The organism is Paraburkholderia lebeckiae (assembly GCF_014201005.1).
Classification (GTDB): Bacteria; Pseudomonadota; Gammaproteobacteria; order Burkholderiales; family Burkholderiaceae; genus Paraburkholderia; species Paraburkholderia tuberum.
In genome coordinates this window covers 255290-272339 of sequence record NZ_JACHDK010000002.1, presented here as the reverse complement: position 1 = coordinate 272339, position 17050 = coordinate 255290, and the positions used below count along the sequence as shown (strand labels likewise).

Annotated in this window: 13 protein-coding genes; 2 read left to right on the top strand and 11 right to left on the bottom strand. The window is 65.6% G+C overall.

What is annotated here, in order from left to right; all coding sequences use genetic code 11:
- Positions 1-295: 295 nt before the first annotated feature.
- From HDG39_RS04525 to HDG39_RS04480, 10 genes are all read right to left on the bottom strand, one after another.
- Positions 296-1462, bottom strand: coding sequence for a glycosyltransferase family 4 protein (locus HDG39_RS04525; protein ID WP_018418024.1), 1167 nt, complete (start codon positions 1460-1462; stop codon positions 296-298).
- A 70-nt stretch (positions 1463-1532) separates the two neighbouring features.
- On the bottom strand, positions 1533-2762 hold the full coding sequence (locus HDG39_RS04520; RefSeq protein ID WP_184003591.1) for a glycosyltransferase family 4 protein: 1230 nt from the start codon (positions 2760-2762) through the stop codon (positions 1533-1535).
- A complete protein-coding gene (locus HDG39_RS04515) occupies positions 2759-4261 on the bottom strand; it encodes a glucose-6-phosphate isomerase (RefSeq protein ID WP_184003589.1) in 1503 nt (500 codons plus the stop codon). Before HDG39_RS04515 ends, HDG39_RS04520 begins: the two co-directional genes overlap by 4 nt.
- A gap of 3 nt (positions 4262-4264) precedes the next feature.
- Positions 4265-5425, bottom strand: a complete 1161-nt coding sequence (locus HDG39_RS04510) for a glycosyltransferase family 4 protein (protein WP_184003588.1) — start codon at positions 5423-5425, stop codon at positions 4265-4267.
- Entirely contained in the window at positions 5422-6363 is a 942-nt protein-coding gene (locus tag HDG39_RS04505) for a glycosyltransferase family 2 protein (RefSeq protein WP_184003586.1), read from the bottom strand. The genes HDG39_RS04510 and HDG39_RS04505 overlap by 4 nt, the downstream gene beginning before the upstream one ends.
- A gap of 56 nt (positions 6364-6419) precedes the next feature.
- Positions 6420-8618, bottom strand: coding sequence for a polysaccharide biosynthesis tyrosine autokinase (locus HDG39_RS04500; protein WP_184004172.1), 2199 nt, complete (start codon positions 8616-8618; stop codon positions 6420-6422).
- 136 nt (positions 8619-8754) lie between these two features.
- Entirely contained in the window at positions 8755-9960 is a 1206-nt protein-coding gene (locus tag HDG39_RS04495; RefSeq protein WP_184003584.1) for a polysaccharide biosynthesis/export family protein, read from the bottom strand.
- A complete protein-coding gene (locus tag HDG39_RS04490; protein ID WP_090804816.1) occupies positions 9954-10409 on the bottom strand; it encodes an arsenate reductase/protein-tyrosine-phosphatase family protein in 456 nt (151 codons plus the stop codon). The genes HDG39_RS04495 and HDG39_RS04490 overlap by 7 nt, the downstream gene beginning before the upstream one ends.
- Before the next feature lie 33 nt (positions 10410-10442).
- Entirely contained in the window at positions 10443-11888 is a 1446-nt protein-coding gene (locus HDG39_RS04485; RefSeq protein WP_184003582.1) for a UDP-glucose dehydrogenase family protein, read from the bottom strand.
- Positions 11889-11968: 80 nt separating this feature from the next.
- Positions 11969-13366 carry an undecaprenyl-phosphate glucose phosphotransferase gene (locus tag HDG39_RS04480; protein ID WP_184003580.1) on the bottom strand — a complete coding sequence of 466 codons (1398 nt, stop codon included), beginning with the start codon at positions 13364-13366 and terminating at the stop codon, positions 11969-11971.
- Between the two features lie 60 nt (positions 13367-13426).
- On the opposite strand from HDG39_RS04480, the gene HDG39_RS04475 reads away from it, so the two are divergent.
- A complete protein-coding gene (locus tag HDG39_RS04475; protein ID WP_184003578.1) occupies positions 13427-13819 on the top strand; it encodes a hypothetical protein in 393 nt (130 codons plus the stop codon).
- 153 nt (positions 13820-13972) lie between these two features.
- Positions 13973-15532 (top strand): mannose-1-phosphate guanylyltransferase/mannose-6-phosphate isomerase, encoded by a 1560-nt coding sequence (locus HDG39_RS04470; RefSeq protein ID WP_409259154.1) that lies wholly within the window; start codon positions 13973-13975, stop codon positions 15530-15532.
- Between the two features lie 69 nt (positions 15533-15601).
- Here the strand turns inward: HDG39_RS04470 and HDG39_RS04465 are convergent, their stop codons facing one another.
- The gene (locus tag HDG39_RS04465) at positions 15602-16810 is read right to left on the bottom strand and encodes a DUF6566 family protein (RefSeq protein ID WP_184003576.1); all 1209 of its coding nucleotides are present in this window, start codon (positions 16808-16810) and stop codon (positions 15602-15604) included.
- Positions 16811-17050 lie beyond the last annotated feature (240 nt).

The following is a 17050-nucleotide window of genomic DNA, read 5'->3' as shown; positions in this document are numbered from 1 at the left end:
CCCGCGTTTTGGCGGGACGCCCGTGTGTTTTTGTACTTTCGGGCGCGGGGATTATGGTCGCGGACGTGTGACGTCAACGTGACGAAGTCGATGCCGGGCGCCACGTTTCAGGGATTTGAAAAATTAGGGCGGAAAATCGCGGCCAAGGGCTGATCCGGGCTCAAGTTCAACAGAAAAGTGCCGTTATTCGTGGCCTACTTTTTTGCCGGTCTTGCGGCGACATGAACGCGAGGCCCGAACGCAGCGATCCGAGCCTCGCCCCTTTTTCATTCGATTGAACCTTTGCCGCTGCGCTTCAATGCAGCACGTTCCCCGCAATCGCTTCGGCATACACCGCCGCGACCCGCTTCGCGATCACCGCGTTATCGAAGCGTTCGCGCGCATAGCGGCGGCATGCATCCGCATCGGGCAACTTCAGCGTACCGTTCAGCGCGCCGGCGAGACCCGCGGCGATCGCAGCCGCGCCGGTCTCCGGCAACACCAGATCGGGCGACAATCCCGCCACCGCCTCGGGCAATCCGCCGACCGGCGTCACCAGCACCGGCGTGCCCGACGCAAGCGATTCGACCGTGATGAGCCCGAAGCCTTCCAGCGCGACGGTCGGCACGACGCTGAGATTGGCCGCGCGATACAGCGCCGCCAGATGCTGATCGGGCACGAAACCGAGCAGCTTCACGTTGTGTTCGAGCCCCGCGTCGGCGATGCGCGCCTCTAGTTCACCTTCGAGCCGACCCTTGCCCGCGATCAGCAGCAGCACGTCGGGCGCGCTGCGTTTGAGCAGCTTCACCGCATCGATCAGATCTTCGAGACCCATGCGCCGCACCAGCCGTCGCACCGCCAGCACGATCGGTCGGTCCTGCGGCAATTGCAGACGCAGACGCGCCTCGGCCTGCGTGATCGGCAGATTGAACTGCTCGACATCGACGCAGCCCGGCACCACGCGCACGCGCTCCGGCGAGATGCCGTAGCGCGTCGTGAGAATCTTGCCGAACGCGTCGGACAGGACGATCAACCGCGACGAACGCGCGTATACCGACTGCTCCAGATATCGCTTCGCGCGCTGGCCGAACGAATCGGCGCCTTCGACGTGGCTCTCGTCGGCCCACGGTCCCTGAAAATGCGACACCTGCGGAATGCCGCGCGTCACGTCGAGCCCCGGAAACGTATAGAGCGCGAAGTGCGACGAAATCACATCGGGCCGCGACGTGCGGATTTCGTGGCGTAGCGCGCGGCGTGCCGCCATTAGCCGCAGCGGCAGCGATTGCGCGGCGGGGCCGAAGCCGTTGATCGCGCCACCGGTATCGGCCGCGACTTTCGGCGAGCCGGCGACGACGCCGCGCACCGCGACGCCCGCGCCCGGCAGCGCGCCGACCAGCGAGTAGTACATGCGGTCGAGGCCGCCTGCGCGTTCGGGAAACCAGTGCATCCCGATCTGTAGTGATTTGATTGAGCCAGTCGTCATGATGGTGTGCCCCTGTGTGTTGCTTGCGGTGAGTTGCTATGTGTGGACGTGGATGGCGCGCTTCGCGCGGTCATTCCACGCTCTTCTGTCCGGCGAGATGGTTCAGCCTCAGCGCATCGTTCTGCGCGACGACCGTCGCTTCCGTCTGCCTGCGCCGACGGTTTTCCTGCTGCCCGGCCAGCTGCCGGTACAGCGCGATGTATTGCGCGGCCATGCGCGCCCAGCCGAAGCCGGTCGCGAGTTCGCTCGCGGCTATGCCCATCGCGTGGCGCGCGCTGTCGTCGCCGGCGAGTTGCGCGACCGCGCGAGCGAGCGCTTGCGGGTCGTCGGGATCGTCCAGCACGATGCCGCACTCGGGCGTGATGATCTCGGCGCCGCCGGCCGTGCGCGCGGTCACGACGGGCAGCCCCGCCGCCATCGCTTCGAGCAGCGACAGACTCATCGCTTCGTAGCGCGACGGGAACACGAACGCGTCGACCGAATGCATCAGCACCGGCATCTCCTTCACGAGCCCGAGAAAATGCACGCGATGCGCGATGCCGAGCGCCTTCGCCTCGTCCGGATACGGGCTGCCCGGCAGAAAGCCGGCCACCGCGATCTGCACATGCTCGGGCAGATGCTTCAACGCGGCGAGCACGGTGCCGAGATTCTTGCGCGGCGTGCGCAGGTCGCCGACGAACAGCAGCAGGAACACATCGTCCGGTAACCGGAACTTTGCGCGATCGCCGCTCGCCGCCGCGAAGCCCTGCGTGTCGACGCCGTTGTAGATGACGTCCACGCGGTTGCGCGGCGTGAGACCGATCGCGCGGATTTCGTCGGCGACCTTCTGCGACACCGCGGTGATCACCTTCGAGCGCCGGTACGCCCAGCGCTCGAGCAACGCGTTGCAGCGCGTATAGACCGACTGGTACGCGGACCACACGCCCTTCGTGAGACCGAACGGGTAGTACTTGCTCGCGAACCAGCCGCTATGCACGAAATGCGAGGTATTGACGTCGGCGCGCATCCAGGTGATGAAGCCGTTCACGTGCAGCACGTCGTAGTCGCGGCGATGCGCGCGCAGCCACAGTGCGCTCTTCGCCGCGAACACCTGCTGGCGCAGCAGATTGGTGGGCCACCAGCGGCCGATCTTCACCGGCGCCCAGCGCACGTTAGGATGCGCGAGCAGCTCGGGCGCCACGTGCGACGCGACCAGCGTCACGCGGATGTTCTCGTCGAGCGCCGCGCGCGCGATCTCGTGGTTGACGCGCCCCTGGCCGTCGTTATGGCGCACTACGTGCGTGACAATGGCGACTCTCAATCCGTGCCTCCGTGGAGAAATAGCGTGCGTGCGCGGTTCATTTTTTCGTGGTGAACCGCGGAAAGAATCGAAAAAGCGCCCATGAAAAGCAGCAGACCGCCGGTGCCGACTAGCGAGTTCGTGAACACGAGCATCGCGAAGGTCGCAAGACAGAGGCTCAGGCACGCGGAGACGAACTTGTCGTCGCGCAGCCTGAACGAGCCGAGCACCGCGCGCGTCAGCAGCCACACGATGCCGGACATGTACAGCAAGGTGCCGGGCCAGCCGAGCACGAACGGAATGTTCATCACGCCGCTGTCGAAGTTGCCGTACTGGCCGAGCTGGCCGCCGTCGTTGGAAAGTTTCGTCGAGGTGCCGGTCGCGCCCATGCCCTCGCCCGAGACGTCGGTAAACGCGGTCTTCGCGAAGGTCGCGTAGAACTCGTTACGCGCCGCGTAGCTCTGGTCGTCGTGCAGGTTGACGATCGTGTCTAGCCGCGCCTGCATTCGTTCGGCCACCGGGCCGACCGCCAGCAGCGGCACGCACAAGCCGGCGAGCAGTACCGCGCTCGCGACGATGCGCACGCGCACCTTGTTGTTCGACTTCACGAGCTGGATCAAGAGCGCGATGACCCAGCCTCCCCACGTCGAGCGCACGAGGCTCAGCGCGAACGAGAAGAAGCCGAGCGCGGCGGCGATCCAGCGCACGCGATGCTGCGCGGCCATCACGAACACCATCGCGCCCATCATCGCGAACGCGAACGGGCCCGACGAGTTCATCGTGCTGAACACGCGTACGCCCATCGGCACCGGGTCGCCCTGCGAGTTCATCTGCGAGCCGAGCATCCACAGCGCGTCCCACGGCGGCATGATGAAAAACTGGATCAGGCCGTAGCCACCCATCACCAGCATCCCCCAGATGAACGTGTTGATGATCGTGTCGCGATACTGCGGATACTGGCGCGTGTGCGCCATGATGTGAAAGCCGATCAGGATCGGATAGAGCCAGTTCGCGAGGTCGTAGGTGGCCGCGAGCGGGCCGCTCGACATCACGCCGATCAGAAACGCGTAGATCAAGCCGAGCAGGATCAGCAGCACCGGCAAGCCTCGGCGCTGCGCGAGCAGCCGGTAGTAGCGCAGCAGCGAGAGCCCGCTGATCATCGTGACGGCGAGCGGCGCGACCTGGATCAGGCTCGTCGGCGTGAACGCGCCCTTCGACCAGTCGGCGAGACGCCGCACTTCGGGGCTCAGGAACCACAGCCACCACATGAAGCCGATGTAGCGCGCCGGGCTCTTGAAGTAGAGCCACAGACCCGTCAGGATCGCCAGCACCGGAAACGCCAGCGTGAGCACCGTGCCCTGATGCGCGACGATCAGCACCGCGGCGATCAGCCACAGCAGGAGCGGCGGCAGCCATTCTCGCGGGCCGCCTGACAGCAGCCCGCTCGCGGCGTGTTTTGCAGGAGCGGCGTTGGCCGCGCCTGTCGGCGGCAACGGGTTCGCGCGCGGAATCGTCGACATCGCTTATAGGCCTCCGCGCGATTCGCGCGCGGGTGCGGCGGGCTGCGCATGCGTGGCCGCGCCGGCGTGCGCGCTCGCCTGCCCGCGCGCGCTCAGCATCTCGCGCGTGATCCGCACGTGCTGCATCGCGTAGTGCTGGGTGGTCAGATCGCGCGCGAGCAGACCGGCCGCGGCTGCCTGCGCCTGGCGCAGCGCTTCGGTGGGCTCCGCGGCGAGCCGGTCGAGCGCATCGCGCAGTGCCTGCGGATTGAACGGCGGCACGTAGGCGGCTTCGTCGGCGGGGAAATAATCGCGCAGCGCGCCGACGTCGGTCGCGACCATCGGCTTGCCGACCGCCGCCGCTTCGAGCATCACCGTGATACCCGACGCGTGCGAGTTCGGCCGCAGCGGCACGACGATCACGTCGGCCCAGTCGTACAGCTCGTGCTGCTTTTTGATGCCAGAAAACAGCGCGATCTCGACATTCGACGCGCGCAGCGACGCGGGAATGCGCCGCCGCGTCGCGAGCTTCACCGTGTAGCGCGGATCGCTGCCGAACGCCTTGATCAGCGTCTCCCAGTCGCGGTCGCGATCGTTGCCGATCGCCGCGATGCGCAGCGGCGTGCGCGGCGACCAGTGCGTCGGCGGGGTGACCGGAAAGTCGCGCGTGTTCAGGCCGTACAGCAGCGGCGTCGCGTCGCGATGAAAATAGTCCCGGCACAAGCCGGCGTTTTCGCTCGCGAGCGTGGTCAGCCGATCCGCCCGCGTCATCAGCTTGCGATACAACCAGCTGCGCACGATGCCGTACGACGGCCACTTGTCGAGCAGCCACACGCTTTGCGCGAGCAGCAGCGGCGACGCGCCCGGCCCCGCCTTGCGCCCGCACAGCAGCAGCATCAGCGCGGCGGACAGCCATTCCTGCTCGGTATGCGTCCAGATCACGTCCGAGCGCAGCATCTCCGCGCGATTGCGCCACGTATGGATGAAATCGAAGCCGAGCGCGGCCTTCAGCGCGCGCCGTACGAGCCGCACGGGCCGGCTTTCGCGCGCGTCCTGCGAATAGGTCAGCGCAAATGCTTCGGACTGCGCATGGTGATAACCGTACAGGCAGCCGATATCGTCGCCCTTGCGATAAAAACGCGGATCGGCGCCGTAAAAGAGATGAACGTGAACCTTCGTACTCATGCGGACACTCCGCTCTTCGACAGCGCGCGCCGCGCCTCATGGGCGCCTGCGCGAACCTCGCGCCAGCGCGACAGCCTCAACTGCGCCTGCTTCGACAGCAGAGCGAGCGCCGCATGGGTGAGGCCCGGATAAAGCCGTGTGCCGACCAGCGTCCACCACCACCACGCGGCTTCGCGGCGCAGCGGCGGCAACTGGTCGCGCAGGATCAGATGGAAGTTGAACGCGGCGTTGCGCAGCGCGGCCATCGTCTGCGCGTCGCGTCTGTCGTCGTCGAAACGCTCGGCCGGGAAATGATCGACCGCGATCTGCGGGTCGTACACGAGCTTCCAGCCCGCGTTTTTCACCGCGAGGCTGAACGCCATGTCGTTGTGCACCTGCGCGCCCGCGCCGCGCAGACGCGCGTCGAAGCGGATCGTGCGCACCGCTTCGCGCCGGTAGCTCATGTTGGCGCCCTTCAGGATGTCGACCTCGCGCGCGGCCCCCACGCCCAGATGATGATTGCCGATGATCTTGCCGTGCGCGGTCACCTTGCCGACCAGCGGCCGCTCGCCGTCGAGCACGCGGCCTTTTTCGTGCACCCAGTCGCGCCCGCCCAGCGCGCCGAGGCGCGCATCGGCTTCGAACGCGGCCGCGACGCGCTCGACCCAGTCGCGACGCGGCGCGGCGTCGTCGTCGGTGATCGCGATCACGTCGCCGCTCGCGGCGTCGAGCCCGCGATTCAGCGCCGCGACCTGGCCGGGTATGTCCACCGGCGCGATCACGAGCGGCAGGCGGCCGCCCGTGGACGGATCGCGCAGGCACGCATGGGTCGCGTCGTCGTCGACGCGCGCGACCACGATCACTTCGTCGGGCGCGCGCGATTGCCGTTCGAGCGCCGCGAGGCAGCGCGCCAGATCGGCCGGGCGGCGATAAGTCGGTACCAGTACCGTCAGTTTCATCGTGATCTCCTCTGTTCCTGTCGTGCAGAAGTCGGTGCTGGGCTGCGGAGTCCGCGTCACGTGCTCAGGTATGCCTGAGTCGCCGCGTAGCCGCGGTCGTAGCCGCCCCGCGAGCGCGCCGGCATGCCGTTGAAGATGCCGCCCTGCACGTGGACGCCCGCCGAGCGCAGGCGTTTCAGCGCATCGGCCAGCTCGAGCTCGCTATGCATGCCCGAGCGCATCACGAAGAACGTCGAGCCCGCATACGCGCCGATGATCGACGCATCGGTCACCGCGAGCACCGGCGGCGTGTCGATCAGGATCACGTCGTAGCGCTTCGCGAGGCCGTCGAGATACTGCGGCAGACGCGGCGACATCAGCAGCTCGGACGGATTCGGCGGACGGCGGCCGCACGAAATGAAGCTCAGGCCTTCGATGCTCGAACCGCGAATCGCCTCCTCCAGCGAGATCTGGCCGCTCAGCAACTCGGACATGCCGTTCTCCTGCATGCCGCCGACCTGACGTTCGAGCGTGCCGCGCCGCATGTCGCCGTCGATCAGCAGCACGCGCTTGCCCGAATGGGCGAGCAGCATCGCAAGGTTCACGCTGAGGAAGCTCTTGCCGACGCCGGCCATCGGCCCCGTCAGCATGACGATGCGGTTGCGCGCGTCCATCAGCGTGAACTGCATCGCGGTGCGCAGGCTGCGCAGACTTTCGATCGTCACGTCCTTCGGCCGCGCGTTCGCAAGCACCGGATGCAGCCGTTCGCCGCCCCGTGCATAGCTGTTTTCGAGTTGCACCTGCTCGGCGCTTTGCGGCACGAGGCCGAACACCGGCAGATGGAACGCGCGCTCGACGTGATCGGGGTCGTCGATGCCCTTGAACAGATTGCGGCGCAGGAACACGAAACCGGTGCCCGCGATCAGCCCGAGAATCACGGCCGCGGAGATGATCAGCATCTTCTTCGGCTTGACCGGCGCGCCGGGGCGCAGCGCGGCGTCGACGATATGGACGTTGCCGCCGGTGCCCGCCTTCTGCACCGACAGCTCCTGCACGCGATTGAGCAGCAGCACGTAGATGTCTTCAGCGACCTTCGCGTCGCGCTGCAACTGCACGGCCTTCACTTCGGTGGCCGGCAGATCGCGGAAGCGGTCCGCGTATTTGGTGCGCTGCGCCTGCAATTCGGCCATCTGCTGACGCGCCGCGACGAGCGTCGGATGGTCGTCGCCGTAGCGCTCGGCGAGCTGCGTCATCTGCAGACGCAACGCGGCGATCTGCTGTTCGTATTGCACGCTGCCTTCGAGGTAGACCTTCGCCTCGTCGCTCGCGTTGATGGAGCCGGACTGACGTTGATAGGCGGTCAGCGCGGCCTCGGCGCGTTCGAGATCGGCCTTCAGGCGCGGCTCCTCGCTCTTCAGGAAGTCGAGCATCTTGCTTGCGTCGGCCTGCTTGTTCGACACGTGCTCGCGCAGATACGACTGCGCGAGCGCATTGGCGACGAGCGCCGCATGCTCGGGACTCTTGTCCTCCAGCGAGATCTGGATCACGCCGGTCTGCTTGCCCTGCTCCTGCACCGTGATCGCCGACTGGAACGCGGTGATCGCATCGAGATCGTTCGAGCGCACGATGGTGAACTCCTGCCCGGGGCGCGCGACCAGCGTGTTGACGACCATCGTCACGCCCCCGCCCTGCGCCTGCTGCCCGACCTGGCCGCGCAGCAGCAGCGAGCCGTTCGGCGCGAACAGTTCATAGTGCTGCGCGTCGATCACGCGCAGCAGCAGCTTCTCGCCTTCGAGCGACGGCGTCACGTCGATCGAATCGACGTCGACTTTTTCTCCGCCCCATGCGTAGGACGTGAGCCCCAGCCACGCGCGCGCGGGCTGGCCCGGCGTCGCGAGGCGCGCGGCGATGTTGCCGAGCAGCGGGATCGTCTTCGGCGTAACGCTGAAGTTCAGCTTCAGCTGCTGCACGACCGGCGCGACCACGCCACGGCTCTTGATGATTTCGATCTCGGCGTCGGTCGGCAGCGACGTCGAGCCGCTGGTGATCGCGGCGCCGGTCTGCGTTTGCGTGAGCGCCTGCGACATGCTGTCGGACTGCTCGACGCGCACGTGCGCATCGGCCGAATAAGTCGGCCTGGCGAGGTAGCAGTACGCGACCGCCATCGCGACGATGATCGCGGTGATCGCGAGCAGCCACCAGATGTCGTCGAGGATCACCTGCACCAGTTGTCCGAGGACGACGTCTTCTTCTTCGGTCTTGATCGGACCAGCCATGTGTGGAGAGAGTTGATTGCTCACTGTTCCATCCCGTGTCGTTGGCTTCGGCTTTCGCGTCAGCGGTACTGCTGCTTTCGTTGCGCGTCCCGCACCGCCCGGACAACAGCGGCGCGGGACGTTACTGCCCAAACGTTCAGCGCGTCAGCTGCTTCAGATAGAACAGCGTCTGCACGCTCGGCAGCACCTGCTGCAACACACGGTTGAACGTGGTCGACGCGGCGGTGCCCACGTACACGACGTCGAGCGGCTGCAACTGGAACTGCGAGGACAGCATGATCGAGTCCGGCTGCGTCATGTCGAGGCGGAACACCTCGGGCGTGGTCGGATGCTCGCGCATGCCGCGCATCACGTAGATCTGGCGCGGATTGGCGTCGGTGTTGAGGATGCCGCCCCCTTGCGTGAGCGCGTCGGCGATCGTCATACGGCCGCGCACGATCGGCACCTGGATCGGCGTCTTCACTTCGCCCAGCACGAAGATGCGGCTGTCGGTGCGGTCCGGCACGTTGATCACGTCGCCGTTCTGCAGCATCACGTCCTGGGTGGTATCGCCCTGATCGAGCATGCGATCGGCATTGAGCACATAGAGCTTGTGGTTGCGCGTGAGTCGCACGCGCTGGATGTCGGCGTCCGGGTTCGTGCCGCCCGAGCGCGTGATCGCGTCGACCAGCTTCAGCGGCACGTCGCTGACCGCGAGCGGTCCCGGCTGCTTCACTTCGCCCGTGACCTGCACCTTCTGGCCGCGATACGACAGCACGCGCACGTCGACCTGCGGATTGCGGATATATGGCACGAGGCGGGCGGCGAGCTGATCGCGCAGCTCGGTCGTGGTCTTGCCCGCGGCCTGGATGCGGCCGACGAACGGGAAAAAGATCGTGCCGTCGGCGGCGATGGTCTGGCCGTACGGATCGGCCTGGCCCGGCAGCGCGGCCGTATACGGCTGCTGCAACGCACCCGCGATCGTCTGCGTGGTATTGCCGCCCGAGGACAAGGTACTGCCCTGCGGCGTGGTCAGCTCGGGGTGATCCCACACGGTGATGCCGAGAATGTCCTGCGGCGCGAGGTGGTACACGTACAGCGACGGATCGGACAGCGCCGACGGCGGCAACGGCTGGGTTTTCGCGGCGGCGGCTTGCGCCAGCGCCATGATCAGGTTCGCGTCGATCAGATGGACCGGATAGGTTTCGCTCGGCGCCTGATCGTTGTCCTTGAGCCGCGACGTGTCGAGGTAATTGCCCGGTGCGGTCGCGCAGGCCGACAGAAAGGACGTCAGCAGAAGTGAGGCGGCGAGCTTCGTGCGCAAGCTCGCGAATGAGTTTTCGATGCGGGGTTTCTTCAGCATATTTTTTTCAGCCATCCCATGACCAGATGTTCGATGAGCACGAGACTCTCCCTGTATTCGTCTTCCGCGCCGCCGTGCGGATCGGCGACGTCCGAATCGGCTTCCCACTTGCCGAGCGGATAGACCTTGCCGCGCGCGGACGGATCGAGCGCTTCGACCTCGCTCACCTGCGCGCGCTCGGTCACCAGCACGAGATCTGCCGCGCGCACGAGCGATCGCTCGAGGCGCCGCGCGTGGTGAACGCCGGCCGCGACGCCGCGCTCTTCGAGCAGGCGCCGCATCACCGGGTCCATGCCGTGGCCGTTCACCGCACGAATGCCCGCCGAATGAAACGCGATAGGTGCGGCCCCCGAGCGCGGCGCGCGCGCCTGGCTCGCCTTGAACAGCATCTCGGCGGCGGGCGAGCGGCACACGTTGGCGTGGCACACGATCAGAACGTTGTCGAACATGGCGGACTCTCTCGCGCGGCGATCGCGGCGGCTTCAGCGGCCGGAGGCTGCCGTCGCGGCGAGGTCCGCCGCCTGCATCGAACCTTTCGCGCCGACACGCGCCGGCGCGTTGCGCAACGCATGCCGCCGGCCGATCGCGTGATACTCGATGCCGAGTTCGAGCAGCACGTCCGGCTCGTACAGATTGCGGCCATCGAAAATCAGCGGGGTCTTCAGCATGCGCTTGAGCGCATCGAAATCAGGACTCTTGAAGACCTTCCATTCGGTCAGGATCACGAGCGCATCGACGCCGCTCGCCGCTTCCATCTCTTCACTCACGAACGAAAGTCGCGCATGCTGCTGCGGCACGTCCTTCAGATCGAGCGCGAGCACGCGCTTCGCTTCGTCGATCGAGACCGGGTCGTAGGCCTTCACGCGCGCGCCACGGCCCAGCAGCCCGGCGATCAGCTCGCGGCTCGGCGCCGCGCGCATGTCGTCGGTGTTCGGCTTGAATGCGAGACCCCAGACGCCGAACGTGCGGTCCGACAGATCCTCGCCGAGACGCGCGACGATCTTCTGCGCGAGGATCTGCTTCTGCGCATCGTTGACCGCTTCCACGGCTTCGAGAATGCGCAGGTTCGCGTTGTGATCGGCCGCGGTGCGGATCAGCGCCTGCACGTCTTTCGGAAAACAGGAGCCGCCATAGCCGCAACCCGCGTAGAGGAAGTCATAGCCGATGCGCGGATCGGAACCGATGCCGCGGCGCACCGCCTCGATATCCGCGCCGACGCGATCGGCCAGATTCGCGAGCTCGTTCATGTACGAGATGCGCGTCGCGAGCATTGCGTTGGCCGCGTACTTGGTGAATTCGGCCGAACGCACGTCCATATACAGTGTGCGCTCGCGATTGCGGTTGAACGGCGCATACAGGCGCTTCATCAGTTCGCGCGCCTTTTCGCCGGGCACGTCCTCGTCGCAGCCGAGCACGATGCGATCGGGCCGCGTGAAGTCTTCGACGGCCGCGCCCTCCTTCAGGAACTCCGGATTCGACACGACCGAGAACATCTGCTCGACGCCGCGCGCGGCCAGCTCGGCGGCGACCACTTCGCGCACGCGCGAGGCAGTGCCGACCGGCACCGTCGATTTGTCGACGATCACCTTGAAGCCGGTCATATGGCGGCCGATGTTGCGCGCGGCCGCGAGCACGTATTGCAGATCGGCGGAACCGTCCTCGTCGGCCGGCGTGCCGACCGCGATGAACTGGATGTCGCCGTGCGCGACCGCGGCCTCGACGTCGGTGGAGAACGTCAGGCGCTTCGCGCGGCGATTGCGCGCGATGATCTCCTGCAGCCCCGGCTCGTGGATCGGCACGCCGCCGTTGTTGAGCACGTCGATCTTGCGCGCGTCGACGTCGAGACAGAACACGTCGTGGCCGATGTCGGCCAGACACGCGCCGGTCACGAGGCCGACATAGCCGCTACCGATGATCGTCAGGTTCATGGATTGCACCTCGGTAAAAAAGTTGATTCAGGAATGCGCTCGCGCGATGCGTGGCATCGGCGCGGCCCGGCGCCCCGCGTTCAATAGGCGTTGCTGCCCGCGAAGCCCTTCCACAGCGTCAGCACGACGATCTTGATGTCGAGCCAGAAGGTCCAGTGCTGCATGTAGTACAGATCGAGCTTTACGCGGCCCATCATCTTTTCGATGCGATCGGTTTCGCCGCGATAACCGTTGATCTGCGCCCAGCCGGTAATGCCCGGCTTGATCCGGTAGCGGTACATGTAGCCCTTCACCAGATCCTTGTAGATGTCGTCGTGTTCGAGCGCATGCGGACGCGGACCTACCACCGACATCTCGCCGCGCAGCACATTGATGAACTGCGGCAGCTCGTCGAGGCTGGTGCGGCGCAGGAACGCACCGACCGCGGTGATGCGTGGATCGCGCCGCGTCGCCTGGGTGATCTTGCCGGCCGCTTCCTTGTGGACCTTCATCGAGCGGAACTTGAAGATCTCGAACTCGCGGCCGTCGATGCCCTTGCGCCGCTGGCGGAAAAACACCGGCCCCGGCGAGCTGAGCTTCACCATCAGCGCGATCGCGAGCATCAGCGGCGCGAGCGCGGTCAGCGCGCCCAGCGCGAACACACTGTCGAACACGCGTTTGGGCAGCACGCGCAGATCGGTGATCGGCGAGGCGGCCAGATTGATCGCGGGCACGCCGAGCAGCTCGACCATCGGCTGATTGAACAGCGTGAGGCTGCCGACGTCCGGGATAAAACGGATGTTCACGAAGTCGTTGCGCAGATCCATCACGAAGCGATGGATCGCCTTCTCCTTCGAGATCGGCAGCGCGAGCCACAACTCGCGGATCGCGCGCTGCCGTACCAGTTCGATCATGCGCTGATAGTCGCGCTCGAGCGGCACGCCCGCGACCGCGTGCGCCGCGTCCGGGTCTTCGTAAGGATTGATCGTGCCGTCCTCGTCGAACACGACGACGGGCTTGAAGCCAGCTTCGGGACGGCCGAGCATCTGTTCGATCAGGAAGCGGCCGTACGGCGCGCCGCCGACGATCGCGACCGCGCGCTGATTGAAGCCCTCGCGGCGCAGCCCGCGCAGAATCGAATAGACGATCACCTTCGTGACGACCAGCAGCACGATCGACGCGAGCGCCCAGTAAACGAGCCACAGCCGCGACAGGCTGTCGGCGCGGTGCACGCTGAAGCTGATCAGCACGCCGGTCACTTCGACCATCAGCCAGCCGCCCGTGACGCGCGACAGCAGATCGTAGAGCGGCTTGCCGCGCCACGACTGATAGATGCCGAGCGCCGGGAAGAACACCACCACGAGCAGGCAGCCGAACGCAAGCGACACGCTTTGCATATCGTCGAGCCATACCACTCTGCCGCTGTGCACGCCCGCCGCCAGCACCGCGGCGAGCGCGACCATGGCGATGTCGATGATTCTCGCTAGAACGCTCAGCATGCGCCACCCCTCTGTTCGTCAGTCAAGTGCGATCCGTCGGTTGGTTGAAATGGGTGTTGCATGCGGGTTTCATCGTTGGGCTTTTTTATTTCCGATCTGCCTGGCGGCGCGATTGGACTGAATGAGCCTGAATGGCCAGACCGCAAATTCCGAATGCGAATGAGTGAATACCCTTGTTCATACATCAATAAAGCGGTATTAAAATTCCCACGACAAGACCGCAAAAAATCTCAAATTGTATCGGTCAAAATTTCGGTATTTTTTATGCATTTTGCGCGGCAATTGTTGCCGCAATACGGCCTGACAGAAGATTCCGGGCAGCCCATTCGAGCGCTTTCGCACAGAAGCTTTCGCTTTGCCAACAGTTCTGGGCGCGAGGCTCGGGCCCCACTCGTGCTGTCATTCTTGCGCATCATTAAGCGAAAAAAATGCTTGCTGATTTTTTTCAGGTAATTTTTATTTTTAATAAATCGGCGAGACATTTTTTGGTGAATTTCGAATAAATTCGACGCGCCTTTTATCGGAATTGTATTTAACGCGCTTTTATTGATTCGCGACTTCGTGATAAAACTCGACGCATTCATTCAGCCTCGAGGAGAGTTCACCATGACAGCTCCGGCCCCGGTCACGCCTGCCGGCACCCGGCCCACCCCCGCCCAATCGCCCATGCCCTCAACCGCAACCAGCGTCCAGCTGAAGGTTCATCCCGTGATTCTCGCGGGCGGCTCGGGCACCCGGCTGTGGCCGATGTCGCGCGAGCAGCATCCGAAGCAGCTGATCGGCCTGCTCGGCGAAGAGTCGCTGCTGCAATCGACGACCCGCCGTCTCGATGGGCTCGAAGCCGGTTATCCGCTTGCCGGCCAGCTCGTGGTCGTCGCCAACGAAGAACAGCGCTTCACGACGGCCGAACAACTGCGCACGAGCGCCAGGCCGAGCCGGCTGATACTCGAACCCGTGGGCCGTGACACCGCGCCCGCGTTGACGGTGGCCGCGTTGTCCGTCGCCGCGCAGGACGAAGACGGCATCATGGTCGTGATGCCCGCCGATCACGCGGTCACCGACAGCGCAGGATTTCACGCGGCGCTCGCCGCCGGCGTACAGCATGCGGCCGCTGGCCATATCGTCACCATGGGAATCGTGCCGACGCGTGCCGAAACCGGCTACGGCTATATCCGCATCGGCGCGCCGCTCGGTTCTGACGATGTGCAGACCGCAGCAGCAGCTCGCCCCGTCGCGCATCGCCTCGACCGTTTCGTCGAAAAGCCGCATCTGGAACTCGCGCAGCACTATGTCGAATCACGCGAATACTGGTGGAACAGCGGTATTTTCATCATGCGCGCATCGACGTGGCTCAAAGCGATCCGCCATTTTCAGCCGGCCATTTACGAAGCATGCGAATCGGCCTTCGCGGGCAGCACGGCGGACGGCGACTTCTTCCGGCTGCAACGCGATGCGTTCAGCGGCTCGCCGTCGAATTCGATCGACTACGCGGTGATGGAAAAGCTCGGCGCCGATCAGAGCACCGCGTCGGGCGTGGTCGTGCCGCTTACGGCCGGCTGGTCCGACGTCGGTTCGTGGGACGCGATCTGGGACATCAGCGAGAAGGACCCCGATCGCAACGTGAGCCGCGGCCGCGTGATGTTCGAAGGCGCGAACTCCACCTTCGCGCATTCGGAAGGACGACTGATTGCCTGCGTCGGCACGCAGGATCTCGTCGTCGTCGAGACCGCCGATGCGATTCTGGTAGCCGACAAGTCGCGCGTGCAGGACGTCAAGAAGATCGTCAACCGGATTCGCGAGGATGGCGGGCTCGAAGCGGCCAATCATCGCAAGGTGCATCGGCCGTGGGGCAACTACGATTCCGTCGACACCGGCGAGCGCTTCCAGGTCAAGCGGATCGTCGTGAAGCCGGGCGCGCGGTTGTCGCTGCAGATGCATCATCACCGCGCGGAGCACTGGATCGTCGTGCGCGGCACCGCGCTCGTCACGCGCGGCGACGAACGCTTTATCGTGTCCGAAAACGAGTCGGCCTATATCCCGCTCGGCGTTACGCATCGCCTCGAAAACCCGGGCAAGATGCCGCTCGAAATGATCGAGGTGCAGTCGGGTTCGTACCTCGGCGAAGACGATATCGTGCGCTTCGACGATACGTACGGAAGGCAATGAGGCGCGACCGGTCGCAATGACGAAGCGGGAACCTGCGGCGCCGCAAAGCAGCCGCGGGGACCGCCGGGCTCATCCCACGTATGAGATGAGTTCTTTGTAGGTTGCGGAAAAGCGCTCCGCGGTGCCGCTGTCGGTCGTCACCGTGGGCGTACTTGCCCCGTTCGCGGTCGCGGTCGCGGTGTCCGACGGATAGCGGCGCAGCGGCCCGCGCAATGCATTCGGTGATGGCTTCAGCGGCCCGTGCAACGGCGCGCCGTGATTGCCCGGGTGATTGGCGATGCCATTGACCGACGCCGGTTCCGGCGCATGACGCAGGCCTGACGACGAACGGTCCGCAGACCGCTGCGCAAGGTTCGCCGACGCGGGCGCGGCCGTTGCGTGGACCATCATCGTGGCCGCCGCGTCGGTCGCGCATTCGCGATCGATCCACTGACGCGCCCAGTCGAGCGCGAACTGCTGTGCGTGCTGCGCATCCGCGAAGCGCGGGCCGACGAGGCCGGAGCGCTCGACGCGCTTGCCGTCCCTGATGATCTCCGCCCACCCGCGATACATCGCATTCGGCACTTCCTCGACCACCACGTAGATCAGATAACCGCGCGAATCGGCGACTTGCATGCCGCGCGGGGCGAGGCCCATCGTCAGCGACGAGATCGGGTCGTCGGCCGCGATGGGCTCGACCGTGCCGGACGCGGCCGGTTCGACGCGCATCTCCGCCGCCGTCGCGGACGTCGCCACTGCGGACGTCGCGAACGCCGATGTCGCCACCGCGCTCGCCGGCGCCGCCGCCGGCGCAAGCCCCGACAATTGCCGCGTGATGTCGCCGATCGGATCGGCCGTACGCCATTGGCTCAGCGCGCTCCCGACGCCGGGCGCCTGCCACGAGTCGGGACTCTTCCAGGACACGCCGCGCAGATTATTGTCTTCGCGCGGGCTCGGGGTTTGCGCAACCGGTGCCGCGGGTCTGGCCGTAACGGGCGGCGCCGGTTGGGGAATGTACGCGAACGTGCGCCCGCTTTGCGACAGCAGCCGGACCATCTCCAGCAGTGTGCCGTTCAGTTGCCACTCTTCGAAGCGGCGGCGGCAGGTGGGACCCGACGGATAGCGGCCCGGCAGCTTCGACCACGGCTCGCCGGTGGTCAAGATCCACAGCACCGCATTCGTCACGATGCGCGGTTCGGCGCGCGGCCGGCCGCGCCGGTTCAGACGGACGGCCGGCTCGTCGGAGACGAGCGGCGCGAGCAGCGCCCATTCGTCGTTGTTTAGCTCATCGAAAAACATTGGATTTTCTCCACGCGGCCTGGCCTGGCCGCGGCGTTGGGCCTGCCACGGATTCTCAGCGTTCACGACCCGTGTGCGGCCCTCGGTTGCACAAATTTGTTTGGTCCGTTCGGCTCGCTGGAGCAGCCCGCCCACACGTGGTGCGGCTCTTCCCTATTACGAAGCACAAAACGCGGTCTCACTCGTGCATGGGAAAATTTGTGCACGAAGCATACCATTCCAATCTTTGCATGAGTACAG

Bases quoted from the DNA above. Each gene is read 5' to 3' on its own strand.
- HDG39_RS04525 (WP_018418024.1), bottom strand. From the start codon at position 1,462: ATGACGACTGGCTCAATCAAATCACTACAGATCGGGATGCACTGGTTT.
- HDG39_RS04515 (WP_184003589.1), bottom strand. From the start codon at position 4,261: ATGTCGACGATTCCGCGCGCGAACCCGTTGCCGCCGACAGGCGCGGCC.
- HDG39_RS04510 (WP_184003588.1), bottom strand. From the start codon at position 5,425: ATGAGTACGAAGGTTCACGTTCATCTCTTTTACGGCGCCGATCCGCGT.
- HDG39_RS04505 (WP_184003586.1), bottom strand. From the start codon at position 6,363: ATGAAACTGACGGTACTGGTACCGACTTATCGCCGCCCGGCCGATCTG.
- HDG39_RS04500 (WP_184004172.1), bottom strand. From the start codon at position 8,618: ATGGCTGGTCCGATCAAGACCGAAGAAGAAGACGTCGTCCTCGGACAA.
- HDG39_RS04495 (WP_184003584.1), bottom strand. From the start codon at position 9,960: ATGCTGAAGAAACCCCGCATCGAAAACTCATTCGCGAGCTTGCGCACG.
- HDG39_RS04490 (WP_090804816.1), bottom strand. From the start codon at position 10,409: ATGTTCGACAACGTTCTGATCGTGTGCCACGCCAACGTGTGCCGCTCG.
- HDG39_RS04485 (WP_184003582.1), bottom strand. From the start codon at position 11,888: ATGAACCTGACGATCATCGGTAGCGGCTATGTCGGCCTCGTGACCGGC.
- HDG39_RS04480 (WP_184003580.1), bottom strand. From the start codon at position 13,366: ATGCTGAGCGTTCTAGCGAGAATCATCGACATCGCCATGGTCGCGCTC.
- HDG39_RS04475 (WP_184003578.1), top strand. From the start codon at position 13,427: ATGCGGGTTTCATCGTTGGGCTTTTTTATTTCCGATCTGCCTGGCGGC.
- HDG39_RS04470 (WP_409259154.1), top strand. From the start codon at position 13,973: ATGACAGCTCCGGCCCCGGTCACGCCTGCCGGCACCCGGCCCACCCCC.
- HDG39_RS04465 (WP_184003576.1), bottom strand. From the start codon at position 16,810: ATGTTTTTCGATGAGCTAAACAACGACGAATGGGCGCTGCTCGCGCCG.